Source organism: Rhizobium sp. PEPV16 (assembly GCF_008919455.1).
GTDB classification, from domain to species: domain Bacteria; phylum Pseudomonadota; class Alphaproteobacteria; order Rhizobiales; family Rhizobiaceae; genus Rhizobium; species Rhizobium leguminosarum_Q.
The window spans coordinates 280,501-294,381 of record NZ_VSZV01000356.1 but is presented as its reverse complement, the minus strand read 5'-3'; the positions used below and the strand labels follow the sequence as shown (position 1 = coordinate 294,381).

General features: G+C 61.5%; 16 protein-coding genes and 1 pseudogene. 11 read left to right on the top strand and 6 right to left on the bottom strand.

The window, feature by feature from the left end:
• Positions 1 to 403: 403 nt before the first annotated feature.
• From ffh to trmD, 5 genes and pseudogenes are all read left to right on the top strand, one after another.
• Positions 404 to 1,980, top strand: a pseudogene (ffh, locus tag FY112_RS35805) (signal recognition particle protein).
• Between the two features lie 16 nt (positions 1,981 to 1,996).
• Positions 1,997 to 2,317, top strand: coding sequence for a chorismate mutase (locus FY112_RS35800; RefSeq protein ID WP_131720349.1), 321 nt, complete (start codon positions 1,997 to 1,999; stop codon positions 2,315 to 2,317).
• 48 nt (positions 2,318 to 2,365) lie between these two features.
• Positions 2,366 to 2,737, top strand: a complete 372-nt coding sequence (rpsP, locus tag FY112_RS35795) for a 30S ribosomal protein S16 (protein WP_151520435.1) — start codon at positions 2,366 to 2,368, stop codon at positions 2,735 to 2,737.
• 113 nt (positions 2,738 to 2,850) lie between these two features.
• Positions 2,851 to 3,420 (top strand): ribosome maturation factor RimM, encoded by a 570-nt coding sequence (gene rimM, locus FY112_RS35790; protein WP_131628280.1) that lies wholly within the window; start codon positions 2,851 to 2,853, stop codon positions 3,418 to 3,420.
• A complete protein-coding gene (gene trmD / locus FY112_RS35785; protein ID WP_151520434.1) occupies positions 3,420 to 4,151 on the top strand; it encodes a tRNA (guanosine(37)-N1)-methyltransferase TrmD in 732 nt (243 codons plus the stop codon). Before rimM ends, trmD begins: the two co-directional genes overlap by 1 nt.
• Before the next feature lie 10 nt (positions 4,152 to 4,161).
• On the opposite strand, the gene FY112_RS35780 is transcribed toward trmD, so the two are convergent.
• Positions 4,162 to 4,449 carry a hypothetical protein gene (locus tag FY112_RS35780; protein WP_131708647.1) on the bottom strand — a complete coding sequence of 96 codons (288 nt, stop codon included), beginning with the start codon at positions 4,447 to 4,449 and terminating at the stop codon, positions 4,162 to 4,164.
• Between FY112_RS35780 and rplS the strand changes: the two genes are divergently transcribed.
• The 4 genes from rplS (at position 4,439) to leuC (ending at position 8,458) form a co-directional block, all read left to right on the top strand.
• Positions 4,439 to 4,993 (top strand): 50S ribosomal protein L19, encoded by a 555-nt coding sequence (rplS, locus tag FY112_RS35775; RefSeq protein ID WP_033181895.1) that lies wholly within the window; start codon positions 4,439 to 4,441, stop codon positions 4,991 to 4,993. The two genes, FY112_RS35780 and rplS, sit on opposite strands and share 11 nt — an antisense overlap.
• A gap of 145 nt (positions 4,994 to 5,138) precedes the next feature.
• The gene (locus FY112_RS35770) at positions 5,139 to 5,936 is read left to right on the top strand and encodes a basic amino acid ABC transporter substrate-binding protein (RefSeq protein ID WP_027666948.1); all 798 of its coding nucleotides are present in this window, start codon (positions 5,139 to 5,141) and stop codon (positions 5,934 to 5,936) included.
• Between the two features lie 16 nt (positions 5,937 to 5,952).
• A complete protein-coding gene (locus FY112_RS35765) occupies positions 5,953 to 6,765 on the top strand; it encodes an amino acid ABC transporter permease (RefSeq protein ID WP_029870889.1) in 813 nt (270 codons plus the stop codon).
• Positions 6,766 to 7,048: 283 nt separating this feature from the next.
• Positions 7,049 to 8,458, top strand: coding sequence for a 3-isopropylmalate dehydratase large subunit (gene leuC / locus FY112_RS35755; RefSeq protein WP_020052055.1), 1,410 nt, complete (start codon positions 7,049 to 7,051; stop codon positions 8,456 to 8,458).
• A 161-nt stretch (positions 8,459 to 8,619) separates the two neighbouring features.
• Here leuC and FY112_RS35750 read toward each other — a convergent pair whose 3' ends face one another.
• Together FY112_RS35750 and FY112_RS35745 are read right to left on the bottom strand one after the other, a co-directional pair.
• Positions 8,620 to 9,450, bottom strand: a complete 831-nt coding sequence (locus FY112_RS35750; RefSeq protein WP_017962460.1) for an aldo/keto reductase — start codon at positions 9,448 to 9,450, stop codon at positions 8,620 to 8,622.
• 131 nt (positions 9,451 to 9,581) lie between these two features.
• Positions 9,582 to 10,103: a L,D-transpeptidase family protein gene (locus tag FY112_RS35745; protein WP_026158927.1), complete on the bottom strand. Its 522-nt coding sequence runs from the start codon at positions 10,101 to 10,103 to the stop codon at positions 9,582 to 9,584.
• A gap of 167 nt (positions 10,104 to 10,270) precedes the next feature.
• On the opposite strand from FY112_RS35745, the gene FY112_RS35740 reads away from it, so the two are divergent.
• Both FY112_RS35740 and FY112_RS35735 read left to right on the top strand, forming a co-directional pair.
• The gene (locus FY112_RS35740) at positions 10,271 to 10,954 is read left to right on the top strand and encodes a response regulator transcription factor (protein ID WP_017962462.1); all 684 of its coding nucleotides are present in this window, start codon (positions 10,271 to 10,273) and stop codon (positions 10,952 to 10,954) included.
• A 115-nt stretch (positions 10,955 to 11,069) separates the two neighbouring features.
• A complete protein-coding gene (locus FY112_RS35735) occupies positions 11,070 to 11,525 on the top strand; it encodes a cyclic nucleotide-binding domain-containing protein (protein ID WP_017962463.1) in 456 nt (151 codons plus the stop codon).
• A 47-nt stretch (positions 11,526 to 11,572) separates the two neighbouring features.
• Here the strand turns inward: FY112_RS35735 and FY112_RS35730 are convergent, their stop codons facing one another.
• From FY112_RS35730 to FY112_RS38415, 3 genes are all read right to left on the bottom strand, one after another.
• Entirely contained in the window at positions 11,573 to 12,376 is an 804-nt protein-coding gene (locus FY112_RS35730) for an exodeoxyribonuclease III (protein ID WP_151520433.1), read from the bottom strand.
• A gap of 244 nt (positions 12,377 to 12,620) precedes the next feature.
• Entirely contained in the window at positions 12,621 to 13,289 is a 669-nt protein-coding gene (locus FY112_RS35725) for an outer membrane lipoprotein carrier protein LolA (RefSeq protein WP_017962465.1), read from the bottom strand.
• A gap of 138 nt (positions 13,290 to 13,427) precedes the next feature.
• Positions 13,428 to 13,881, bottom strand: a 454-nt coding sequence (locus FY112_RS38415; protein ID WP_281408512.1) for a DNA translocase FtsK, incomplete at its 5' end; no start/stop codon positions are given.

Here is a 13,881-nt window from a genome sequence, read left to right as displayed (position 1 = left end):
GACAGCGAATTCGGCCGCCGAAGTGGCAATATTTATCGGCAAAACCTGAAACGCTGGCGGATTGCGCAAGCCAATACGTCACTTTGTTTGAGTATGTACTTTTGCTGCAACCGTTGGATGAGGCGCTATCGGCCTCGTCACACGGCTTCTAAGAAGTCGGTCATGCGGTCATTTGTCCGCATTGCCTTGACTTTCGCGCGGCTTTCCTGTTTATCGCGCCCAATCCGCGACGAGCCACATGACTCCGAGCCGCCGACCGGGACTTAGAGATCCCGGAGGTCAACACCCGACAGCGCGATGCGCCCTCGGGTGCTTTTTGGCTTTGCGTCTTGTTTTCGTCAAGGAAAAGCACGACGTTTCCGGGCATATCCCAACCTGCCCGAAACGTATCAAGGAAGAGCCGATGTTTGAAAACCTCCAGGACCGTCTTGGATCCATTCTGAATGGACTGACAGGCCGTGGCGCGCTTTCGGAAGCCGATGTTTCCGCAGCGCTGCGCGAGGTTCGCCGTGCGTTGCTCGAGGCCGACGTCGCGCTCGACGTCGTGCGTTCCTTCACCGACCGCGTGCGTGAAAAGGCCGTCGGCGCCGAGATTTTGAAGTCGATCAAGCCCGGCCAGATGGTCGTCAAGATCGTGCATGACGAACTGATCGAGATGCTGGGCGGCGAAGGCGTTGGCGTCGACCTTCATGCCGCTGCCCCTGTCGTCATCATGATGGTCGGCCTGCAGGGCTCCGGCAAGACGACGACGCGGCGAAGATCGACCATCGCCTGTCGACGCGCGAGAAGAAGAAGGTGCTGATGGCGTCACTCGACACGCGCCGTCCGGCAGCCCAGGAGCAGCTTCGCCAGCTCGGCGCGCAGGCCAATATCGACACGCTGCCTGTTATATCAGGCCAGTCGCCGACCGACATCGCCGTCCGCGCCGTGCAGGCAGCCAAGCTTGGCGGCCATGACGTCGTCATCCTCGACACCGCCGGCCGCACGCATATCGACGAGCCCTTGATGGTCGAGATGGCCGACATCAAGAAGCGGTCGAACCCGCATGAAATCCTGCTGGTCGCCGACAGCCTCACCGGCCAGGACGCCGTCAACCTCGCCCGCAGTTTCGACGAACGCGTCGGCATCACCGGTCTGGTGCTGACCCGCATGGACGGCGATGGCCGCGGCGGTGCCGCCCTTTCGATGCGCGCCGTCACCGGCAAGCCGATCAAGCTGATCGGCGTCGGCGAGAAGATGAGCGAGCTGGAGGAATTCCATCCCCGCCGCATCGCCGACCGCATCCTCGGCATGGGCGACATCGTCTCGCTCGTCGAGCGCGCGTCCGAAAACATCGACGCCGAGAAGGCGGCCGCCATGGCCGCCAAGATGGCCAAGGGCAAGTTCGACCTCGACGACCTGGCCGACCAGCTGCGCCAGATGCAGAAGATGGGCGGCATGGGCGGCATCATGGGCATGATGCCCGGCATGGCCGGCATGAAGGACAAGATGGCCGCAGCCGGCCTCGACGACAAACTTTTCGGCCGCCAGATCGCCATCATCCAGTCGATGACCAAGGCCGAGCGCACCAATCCCGATCTGCTCAAGCATTCGCGCAAGAAGCGCATCGCCGCCGGCTCCGGCTCCGATGCCGCCGCCATCAACAAGCTTCTGAAGATGCACCGCCAGATGGCGGACATGATGAAGATGATGGGCGGCAAGGGCAAAGGCGGCATGATGAAGCAGATGATGGGCGGCCTTGCCGGCAAGATGGGGCTCGGCGGCGGCATGGGTCGCGGCATGCCCGATCTTTCGAATATCGATCCCCGGCAGCTCGAGGCCTTGCAGAAGCAGGCGGAAGCGGCGGGGCTTGGAAAGCCGGGTGGGGGTATGCCCGGTCTCGGCGGTCTGCCGGGTGGTTTGTCGGGCCTCGGCGGTGCCAAGCTGCCGGGCCTTGGCGGTGGTTTCCCGGGATTGCCCGGATTGCCCAAGAAGAAGTGAAAGGATCGCTTGCCCCATGATTGATCCAGACGTCAAAACCCAGCTCGCGAGCTATCGTCAGTCGATCGACAATATCGATGCCGCTCTCGTGCACATGCTGGCCGAACGCTTCCGCTGCACCAAAGAGGTCGGCGTGCTGAAGGCCAAATACAATTTGCCGCCGGCCGACCCGGCGCGCGAGGAATACCAGATCGAACGCCTTCGCCAACTGGCGAAAGCCGCCAATCTGGACCCGGATTTCGCCGAGAAGTTCCTGAACTTCGTCATCAAGGAAGTCATCCGGCATCATGAGCAGATCGCTGCGGATCACGCTGAACAAAGCGCTGCAGCCCGATAACCGTACCGCTCAAGAAAGCGGTCAAGAAAAGCCTAAGGAGTAAAGAACATGGCACTGAAAATTCGTCTCGCCCGCGGTGGTTCCAAGAAGCGTCCTTATTACCACGTCGTTCTCGCCGATGCGCGCAGCCCGCGTGACGGCCGCTTCCTCGAAAACCTCGGTTCCTGGAACCCGATGCTTGCCAAGGACGATGAGAAGCGCGTTCAGCTGAACGCCGAGCGCATCAAGCATTGGATGGAACACGGCGCTCAGCCGACCGACCGCGTTCTGCGCTTCCTCGATGAGGCCGGCGTTGCCAAGCGCGAAGTCAAGAACAACCCGGTCAAGGCAAAGCCTGGCAAGCGCGCCCAGGAACGCGCCGCCGAAAGGGCTCAGAAGGTCGCCGACGCTGCGGCTGCTGCCGCCGACGCCGCGGAATAATCGGGACATTCCCTTCGAGCGGGCGGCATGGCGACATGCCGCCCGTTTTCGTTTCCAATCGCCCGCACTTCGTTTATGAGAAACCTGTCTTTCGGCTTCACATGAAGGAACCCATGACCAAGCTTGAAAACCCCGTTCTGATGGCGACGATCGGTGGCGCGCAGGGCCTCCGGGGCGAGGTGCGCGCCAAGGCCTATACGGCCGATCCCGGCGCGCTTGGCGACTACGGCCATCTGCACAGCATGGACGGCCGCAGCTTCGAAGTCCTCGAAATCCGCGAGATGAAGAATGTCGTCGTCGTCCGTTTCCGCGGCGTCAACGACCGCAATGCCGCCGAGGCCCTGAACGGGCTTGAGCTCTATATCGAGCGGGACAACCTGCCGGACGAGGAGCTGGACGAAGACGAGTTCTACTATGCCGATCTCGAAGGGCTCGAGGCGCGCGACGACAAGGGTGTCAGCTATGGCACCGTCACCGGCGTCTTCGATTTCGGCGCCGGCGACCTGCTGGAACTCAAAGGTCCGGGCAAGCGCCCGGTGCTGATCCCCTTCTCCGAAGCCTCGGTGCTGGAGATCGACCTCGAGGCCGGCACGCTGCTGATCGATCCGCTGGCGGCGGGTCTGGTCGACGATTCGGAAGAGCTGTCGAAATTCACTCCCGACAAGCCGAAAAAGAAGAAGTAATGGCTTTCCGGGCGAGCGTGCTGACACTTTATCCGGAAATGTTTCCGGGGCATCTGGGCTTCTCGCTCGCCGGCAAGGCGATGGAGCGGGGGCAATGGTCGCTGGACACGGTGCAGATCCGCGACTTCGCCACCGACAGACACCGCACCGTCGACGACACCCCGGCCGGCGGCGGCGCCGGGATGGTGCTGAAGGCCGACGTTCTCGCCCGCGCGATCGACAGCGCCTCAGAAAACGATACCCGCCCGCGGCTGCTGATGAGCCCGCGCGGCCGGCCGCTGACACAGGAGCGTGTGCGCGAGCTCGCGGCGGGCGACGGCGTCATCATCGTCTGCGGCCGCTTCGAAGGCGTCGACCAGCGGGTGATCGAGGCGCGCGGACTGGAAGAGGTCTCGATCGGCGACTACGTGCTGTCAGGCGGCGAGCCGGCGGCGCTGATCGTGCTCGATGCCATCATCCGCATCCTGCCTGGCGTCATGGGCAACGATCTTTCCGGCCTGCACGAAAGCTTCGAAGGCGGACTGCTGGAACATCCGCATTATACCCGGCCGCAGGAATGGGAAGGCCGGGAAATCCCCGCGATCCTCACCTCGGGCAACCACGGCGCCATCGAGAAATGGCGGCATCAGGAAGCGGTGCGGCTGACGCGGGAGCGGCGGCCGGATCTGCTGGAAAAGGCTGACGCATCGCCCGGAAAATCGGGATCGAATTTCGGAAAGCACGATGCATAGATTCAAAGTGTCACAGCGTCCTTTGCGCGTCTGAAAAGGTGCGCGGCGCTGTAAAGTGAGAAAAACGGCTGATTTCGCAGCCCTTTTCACAAAAATGCCGCCCAAGGGATGACAAGCCCTGGCCTTTCGTGTATTGGCGCACGCGGAAATGGGGTTTATCCCCGTCTGCCAGCAAACAAAGAATGGCGAATCCGCTCCCGCCCTTGACGGGCAAAGTCCTGAGGCCAGTTTCCGAAGGATCAGTGTTGAGCGCTCTGGCTGTTTCAGAAGAACCAAAGGTTAAGACGATGAACATCATTCAGCAGCTTGAGGCCGAACAGGCCGCCAAGATCGAAGCCAAGCGCACGCTTCCCGAATTTTCCCCGGGCGACACCGTCCGCGTCAACGTCAAGGTCACGGAAGGCACCCGTACCCGCGTTCAGGCCTATGAAGGCGTCTGCATCGCCCGCTCCGGCGGCGGCTTGCAGGAAAACTTCACGGTCCGCAAGATCTCCTACGGCGAAGGCGTCGAGCGCGTATTCCCGATCTACTCGCCGATGATCGAAAGCGTCGACGTCGTTCGCCGCGGTAAGGTCCGTCGCGCCAAGCTCTATTACCTGCGCGACCGTCGTGGCAAGTCTGCCCGTATCGTTGAAGACACCGGCGTCCGCGCCCGCAAGCTCAACGACGCCGAGCGCGCCGCCATTGCCGAGGAAAAGGCACGCATCGAAGCTGAAAAGGTTGCAGCAGCCCAGGCGCTCGCCGCCGAGAAGGCAGCAGCAGAAGCTGCGGAAGCCAAAGCCGCTGCTGAAAAGGCCGCCGCAGAAGCAGCCGCCGCTGCAGCGGAACCGGCAGCAGAATAAGATCTGCGCCACGCAAAATTCTTTGCTTGGAAAGGCGGCCTTCGGGTCGCCTTTTCTATTTTTTGCTACGGCACGCAGCCGGCGGCCTTGCCTCGGGCCTATCTTCCGTGACAGTTTTTGCCGTTCAATTTGGGGAACCGTTCAAATGTTGTTTCGTCGTACCGTTCTTGCGAGCTTCGCCGCCCTTGCTCTTGCACCCCTCGCCGCATCGGCCGCCGAGCTGCCTGATCTCGGCGGCAAGAGCGTCGTCGTCGTCACCGAGAATGCCTATCCGCCGCTGCAATTCGTCGATCCGAAATCCGGCAAGGCGATCGGCTGGGAATATGATGCGATGAACGAGATCGCCAAGCGGCTGAACTTCAAGGTCGAATACCAGAACACCAGCTGGGACGCGATGATCCAGGCCGTGTCCGACGGACAGTACAACATCGGCATGACCGGCATCACCATCAAGGAAGACCGCAAGCAGAAGGTGGACTTCTCCGATCCCTATATGCGCTCGCAGCAGTTCATGCTGGTGCGCGGTGACGAGAAGCGCTTCACCGATGCCAAGTCCTTCGGCGAATTCAAGGATGGCCTGGTCGGCGCACAGCCCGGCACCACGCCCTTCTACACCGCCGTCTACGAAGTGCTTGATGGCAACGAACAGAACCCGCGCATCAAGCTCTTCGAAACCTTCGGTGCCACCGTCCAGGCCCTGAAGGCCGGCGATGTCGACGTCGTGCTGACCGACGGCACCGCCGGCAAAGGCTATGTCGATGCCTCGAACGGCGCTCTCAAGCTGATCGGCGAACCGCTCGGCACCGAGGATTTCGGCTTCATCTTCCCGAAGGGCTCCGACCTCGTCGCCCCGGTCAATGCCGCCATCGCCGCACTCAAGGCCGATGGTACGCTCGATGGGCTGAACAAGAAGTGGTTCCTCGACTACAAGATGGGCGAATGACGCCGAGCAGCCGCTAATGGCCCTGCGACCATCTCCCGACAGACACGTCAAGGACGACTATCCCTGGTGGCTGGTCGCCCTCGTCACGATCGGCATCGTGCTTGCCGCCGTCATCGTCGCCAACGATATCTATGCCCAGGTCTTCCGCACCGTCGTCAACGGTGTCGGCGTCACCGTCTTCGTCACGCTGGTCGCCTTCGTGCTCGCCACCGTGCTCGGCCTCGGCATCTGCCTGCTCGGCATGGCCGACAGCCAGGTGTTGCGTCAGATCGCGCGATTCTACATCGAGATCATCCGCGGCATCCCGATCCTCGTGCTGCTGTTCTACGTCGCCTTCGTCGGCGCGCCGGCTCTGGTCGCAGCCTACAACTTCCTGATTTCGCCGCTGGTGACATCAGGTATGGCCGAGCCCATCCTGGTGCGCGACCTCTCGCTGATGTGGAGAGCGATCATCGCGCTGACGGTCGGCTATTCCTCCTTCATCGCCGAAATCTTCCGGGCTGGTTTCCAGTCGGTCGATCTAGGCCAGATCGAGGCGGCCAAGGCGCTTGGCCTGTCGCGCTACCGGCGCTTTCGCTCCGTCGTCTTCCCGCAGGCAATCCGGGTGATCTTCCCGCCGCTCTCCAACGATTTCGTCTCGATGGTGAAGGACAGCTCGCTCGTCTCGGTCCTCGGCGTCGCCGACATTACCCAGATGGGCAAGGTCTATGCCGCCGGCTCCTTCCGCTTCTTCGAGACCTATTCGATCGTCACCTATATCTATCTGATCCTGACGATCGGCCTATCGCTGGCGCTGCGGCGGACGGAGAAATGGATGAAGTCGCGGTGACGGCACCAATAGCCGCACCACTGAGGGGTCGCAGAGCGTCCACTGATGATTCAAATTGAAGCCGCCGCGAAAAATCGCTATATGCAGGGCCATGGAATCCAAGTTCAGATGCATTGGTGCGCACATTTTCGTGCTGCAGGACCATTATCGCCTGCCGGCGCGGTTTTTTGCGTGCGTGTCAGGTGCGCTCAACAGCCGACTTCGTTGATCGAATGACGGCCGGCGGAGCTTGATCTGCCATTTCTCGATTTTCCAAAAGCTTCAGAAAAACGGACTTAACGCCATGAGCGCACCGCGTACCCTCTACGACAAGATCTGGGACGATCATCTGGTCGACGAACAGGCAGACGGCACCTGTCTTCTTTACATCGACCGCCACCTGGTCCACGAAGTCACCTCGCCGCAGGCGTTCGAAGGCCTGCGCATGACCGGCCGCAAGGTTCGCGCGCCGGAAAAGACGCTCGCCGTCGTCGACCATAACGTTCCGACCTCGCCCGACCGCCATCTCGGCATCAAGAACGAGGAAAGCCGCATCCAGGTGGAAGCGCTGGCGACCAATGCCGCCGAATTCGGCGTCGAATATTATTCGGCAAGCGACAAGCGCCAGGGCATCGTCCACATTGTCGGTCCGGAACAGGGCTTCACCCTGCCCGGCATGACCATCGTCTGCGGCGACAGCCATACCTCGACGCACGGCGCCTTCGGCGCGCTGGCGCACGGCATCGGCACTTCGGAGGTCGAGCATGTGCTGGCGACCCAGACGCTGATCCAGAAGAAGGCGAAGAACATGCTGGTGCGGGTCGACGGCGTGCTTCCGCCGCATGTCACCGCCAAGGACATCATCCTTGCCATCATCGGCGAAATCGGCACAGCCGGCGGCACCGGCCACGTCATCGAATTTGCCGGCGAAGCGATCCGCGCGCTGTCGATGGAAGGCCGCATGACGATCTGCAACATGACGATCGAGGGCGGCGCCCGCGCCGGTCTGATCGCCCCGGACGAAAAGACCTTCGAGTATATCAAAGGCAAGCCGCGCGCGCCGAAGGGCGAGGCGCTGGAACAGGCGATCGCCTATTGGAAGACCCTGCAGACCGACGAGGGCGCTCATTACGACCGCGTCGTCGTGCTCGATGCCGCCAGCCTGCCGCCGATCGTTTCCTGGGGCTCCTCGCCCGAGGATGTCATCTCCGTCCAGGGCATCGTCCCGAACCCGGACGACATTCCGGACGAAACCAAGCGCACCTCCAAGTGGCGCGCGCTTGACTATATGGGCCTGAAGCCGGGCACGAAGATGACCGACATCACGCTCGACCGCGTCTTCATCGGCTCCTGCACCAACGGCCGCATCGAGGATCTGCGCGAAGTTGCCAAGGTCGTCGAAGGCAAGACGGTTGCCCCAACCGTCGACGCGATGATCGTGCCGGGCTCCGGTCTCGTCAAGGAACAGGCGGAAGCCGAGGGCCTCGACAAGATCTTCAAGGCCGCCGGTTTCGACTGGCGCGAGCCGGGCTGCTCCATGTGCCTTGCGATGAACGACGACCGCCTGAAGCCGGGCGAACGCTGCGCTTCGACCTCGAACCGCAACTTCGAAGGCCGTCAGGGCTTCAAGGGCCGCACGCACCTCGTCTCGCCGGCAATGGCCGCCGCAGCCGCGATCGCCGGGCACTTCGTCGATATCCGAGAGTGGAACTGATCCGTCAAAACGGATAACAATCAAAAGCCCACCGATGCCGCTGCGCATCGGTGGGCTTCACATTTTATACCGCCCCGCCTCGGTCGCCTTATAAAACGGCTACCGCATGCGGTCTTTTGCGGGACGACCCTTGATTGGCTTGGCGATAATCGCGACGACGATCAGAAGGTTGCCGTCATCGGATCCGGTCCCATGCGGGCACCGGCGCTGTCGAGCTTGGCGATCGCGGCCATATCGTCGGCATCGAGCTTGAAGTCGAACACCTGGAAATTCTCCTCGATACGCGACGGCGTCACCGATTTCGGGATGACGACGAGGCCGGTGTCGATGTGCCAGCGAATGATGACTTGAGCCGGCGTCTTCTGATGCTTTTTGGCGATCTCACCGATATCGGCGTTCGAGATGAACTTGCCCTGGCCGAGCGGGCTCCAGGATTCGGTGACGATACCAAGCTTCTTGTGAACCTCCTGCGCCGCCTTCTGCTGGAAATCGGGATGCAGTTCGATCTGGTTGATGACGGGAACGACACCGGTTTCGCCGATGATGCGTTCGAGATGTTCAGGATTGAAGTTCGACACGCCGATCGAGCGGGCGCGGCCCTCTTCCCGGATGCGGGCGAAAGCCTTCCAGGTTTCCGTATAAAGGCCGCGATGCGGCGACGGCCAGTGAATGAGATAGAGGTCGACATATTCGGAACCAAGCTTCTTCAGGCTGCCGTCGAAGGCCCGCAGCGTATTGTCATAGCCTTGATCGGTATTCCTGAGCTTGGTGGTGACGAAGATGTCCTTGCGGTCGAGGCCAGAAGAGCGGATGCCTTCGCCGACGCCCTCTTCGTTGTCGTAGCCGGAAGCGGTATCGATGTGACGATAGCCGGCGGCGATCGCCGTGCGCACGGTGGGAGCGGCAATGTCCTGCGGCGTCTGCCAGACGCCGAGGCCGACTTGCGGAATAGAATGTCCGTCATGGAAAGTGATGATGGGTTGAGCGGTCACAATATATCTCCGGGAGTTTGAAGAATTGGACGAGGCATGAATTGCGCCCGCGCTTGCGGACGTCCCAGAACGCATTTCAGCCGGAGCGTTCGGTCACCGCAAGCATATAGGCGACCGCATCCGGAAGACAATCAGACGACGCGGACAATCGTTCCCTTCCGAAGGTGAGGCAGCAGTCGGCGCATGTCGCGCAGGCTCACTGCCACGCAACCCGCCGTCGGCTCGTAGCCTGGCCTGATGAGGTGGAAGAAGATCGCCGAGCCGCGATTGCGTGCACGCGAGGAGATGTTCCAGTCCATCACCAGGCAGATGTCGTAGAGCCCGTCTTTGCGCCGCATCTCCTCGTGACTTGCGCGAAACGGCGCCCTGACAAGGCGGTTGTAGCTGGCGCTATCGGACTGATCGCACCAGAGCATGTCGGGGCGGATGCGGCGGATGGGAAGTGGAGTGACGAGCCGGCCGTTCCGCTCGCCGCGCCGGAAGCCGGAGACCAGCTTCATCGAGGCGATCGGCGTGGCGCCGTCGCCCTCGCGTTTCATCACGGTGCGGCCGGAGCGGCCGATCGCAGCAGGCACGGTGATGGCGCCAAACCGGATTATCGCCCGGCTGTTGCGCCCCGGCGCAGGACGCACCACGATCGTCGACGGCTTTATCCCTCGCCTCTGCCTTGCTTTTTCCATTTTTCTCGCATGTCGTGCCTTGTCTGGGGCTTCGATTGAAATCATATCGAAACCGACCCGGCAACAGCCCGCTGCCCGATCCTTGCCAAACCAGGAATTTGGCGTAGGACTAGGGGACTTAACATGAGGACGCAAACGGCATGACCGCACGCACCATTCTTCTGGTGGATGACGACGATGACCTTCGGCAGACGCTGACGGAGCAATTGTCGCTGTATGAGGAATTCACGGTTCTGCAGGAAGCCAACGCCGGCAAAGGTGTCGCGACCGCCCGCGCGACGCCGATCGACCTGCTGATCATGGATGTCGGCCTGCCCGATATGGACGGCCGCGAGGCAGTGAAGCTGCTGCGCAAGGGCGGTTTCAAGGCGCCGATCATCATGCTGACCGGCCACGATACCGATTCGGACACGATCCTCGGCCTCGAAGCCGGCGCCAACGATTATGTCACCAAGCCCTTCCGCTTCGCCGTGCTGCTCGCGCGCATCCGCGTGCAGCTGCGCCAGCATGAGCAGAGCGAGGACGCGACCTTCACCGTCGGCCCCTACCTCTTCAAGCCGAGCCAGAAGCTCCTGACCACCGATAACGGCCAGAAGATCCGGCTGACGGAAAAGGAAGCGGCGATCATCCGCTATCTCTACCGCGCCGAACAGAAGGTCGTTACCCGCGACATACTGCTCGAAGAGGTCTGGGGTTATAATTCCGGCGTGACGACGCATACGCTGGAAACCCACGTCTATCGCCTGCGCCAGAAGATCGAGCGCGATCCCTCCAATGCCGAAATCCTCGTCACGGAAAACGGCGGCTACAAGATCATACCCTAGAGTATTTCCGTTTTTCTCTGAATGACGGAAATGCCCTATCTCTTTGTTTTCACGTAATTCCGGACGCAGAACCGCGACGCGGTTTGCTGGAATTGCTCTAAGGCGAAAAGCCCGCATGGCGCTGACCGACGACATCCATATGCTCGCGCAGCTTCCTCTGTTCAAGGACATGAGTGAGGATCAGCTGCGGTTGATTGCCTTCGGCGCCGACCGGCGCATGATCGCTGCCGGCCAGATGCTGTTTCGCCAGGGCTCGCCCGCCGAGAGCGCCTATGTCATCCTCAGCGGCAGCCTGGAGCTGAGCGCGACGAGCAGCGACGGCATGCAGAGGACAGAGGGGATCGCCGGTCCCGGAACCCTGGTTTCCGAGCTGGCGCTGGTGACGCTGGTGGAGCGCAAATTCACCGCGGTAGCGCGCGAGGACACCAGCATCATCCGCATCACGCGCGCCCTCTTCCACCGGCTGATCGAGGAATATCCGGACGCAGCCCGGCTGATCGAGAACCGGATCCGCGATAATCTTGCGGAGCTTGCGGCAAAGGCCGCAAGCCAGTTCTACCGCTTCAGCTGATTCCAGATAGCGATAAGGATCCCTGCGCTTCCACGAAGCTGTACCGCTTAGAAATCGAAATGCGCCGTGACTGGTACGTGGTCGGAGGGCCGGTCCCAGCCGCGCGCCTCCTTGAGGATTTCTATCCGCTTGAGATGCGGCCCGAGATCCGACGACGACCAGATATGGTCGAGACGGCGGCCGCGATCGGCGGCCTTCCAGTCCTTGGCGCGGTAGCTCCACCAGGTGTAGAGTTTCTCGTTTTCAGGCACATGCTGGCGCATCAGATCGAGCCAGGCGCCGCGCTTCATCACCTCGAGCAGCCCCTCGGTTTCGACAGGCGTATGGCTGACGATCTTCAGAAGCTGCTTATGCGACCAGACGTCATGCTCCAGCGGCGCGATGTTGAGGTCACCGACGAGGATGGCTGAGGTATTGGCCTCGCCATCGGCTTTCAGCAGCTTCATCTCCTCGATGAAATCGAGCTTGTGGCCGAATTTCGGATTGATCGTGCGATCCGGCTCGTCGCCGCCGGCCGGGACATAGAAATTGTGCAGCCGAACGCGGCGATTGCCGTACTCGAAGATCGCCGAGATGTGACGCGCATCGCCGACGCCGCAATAATCCTGCCGGTGATCCTCGGTCAACGGTATGCGCGAGGCGATCGCCACGCCGTGATAGCCCTTTTGGCCGTGGATGATGATGTGATTGTAGCCCATCGCCCTGAGCGGTGCCGCAGGGAACAGATCGTTCGTCACCTTGGTTTCCTGCAGGCAGAGGATATCGGGCCTGTGCTTGAGAACGAGCTGCTCGACGATGGGCATGCGCAGCCGCACCGAATTGATGTTCCAGGTGGTGATCGAAAAACCCATGCCCCGTGCCCTCTCGCGCCCAATGCCCGCCGAACCCCGGTTCGACGCGACGCGCTTTCATGAAAGGGCTTTAAAACAAAGGCGGACGCGAGGGAACCGGCCATGAGCATGATGCCGAAAAGTGTGAGCGGTTTTCGGACGACATCATGCTCAAATCTTTGATAGAGATCCGGATGTTTTCAAGCCAACCCGGCCTGAAAACATCCGGATCTGGTAAAAGGAGCGGCCGATCAACCGAAAAGGTTCAATCGCGCGACTGAGGCGTGCCTGGAATGGTCTCATAGGGCACACGGAAGACGCGATCCTCGAACTGCATGCCGGTTTTGACGTTGAAGATCATCACCGAGGTGTCCTTGCCCTGATTGTCGGTGATCGTCCACTGACGCAGGTCGTAGGTCTTCGGGTCGAACATCATGGTGATGGTCGAGTTTCCGAACACCGTATTGTTGCCGAGTGCGATCGTCGTCAGGTCAGACTCTTCCTTCACGCCCTTCACCATGCCGGCCGACAGATCGATGCGCTGCGCCAGGAGCAGGCTGAGCGGGGTCTTGGACAGCGGATAGAGATCCCAGGTCTTGAGCTTCATATTGCCGATGGCGACGTTCCTGCCGTCGGCGATCACCCGCATTGGCGACGGATCGTCATAGTTGAAGCGCAGCTTGCCGGGGCGCTGGATGAAGAACTTGCCGCCGGTCTGTTCGCCGCGCGGGCCGAACTGCACGAATTCGCCCTGCATCGTCGTGACGCCGGAAAAATGATCGGCGATCGCCTGCGCCGTGCCGGAGGCGGGAGCTGCCGCCTGCGCATAAGCGCCAAGGGGAATGGCGCTCGCTATCGCAGCGACGGCAAAGGCGCCGAGAAGGTCGCGGCGCGTTACCGTCAGGCCGGAGAGGAAGGTATCGGAGTGACTCATCTAAATCTCCTTTATGCGATCTGCATGCTGCCGAAAGGCGGCGTCTTCAAGGCGTTGCGATCGGCCTGCGAAAGTAACGGCTTCGATGCTATCAGGTTTCCGCAAAAGCGGCTGCATCGGAAATATATGCCTGTTATGTCAGCGGTCGAGGATGTCGCCTTCGGTCGGAACCAAAATTTCGCGTTTGCCGGCATGGTTGGCCGGTCCGATGATGCCCTCCTTCTCCATGCGCTCGACGAGCGAGGCGGCACGGTTGTAGCCGATGCCGAGTCGGCGCTGCACGTAGGAGGTCGACGCCTTGCCGTCGCGCAGCACGATGGCGACCGCCTGGTCGTAGGGATCTTCCGATTCGGAAAGATTGGACGTGCCTGCCGGACCACCGCCACCGCCGCCGTAATCACCGTCTTCGTCGTCATCGGCAGTGATCGCGTCGAGATATTGCGGCGAGCCCTGGGTCTTCAGGTAGGAGACGATCTCTTCCACCTCGACATCCGAAACAAACGGGCCGTGCACGCGCTGGATACGCCCGCCGCCCGCCATGTAGAGCATGTCGCCCATGCCGAGCAGCTGTTCGGCGCCCTGTTCGCCGAGG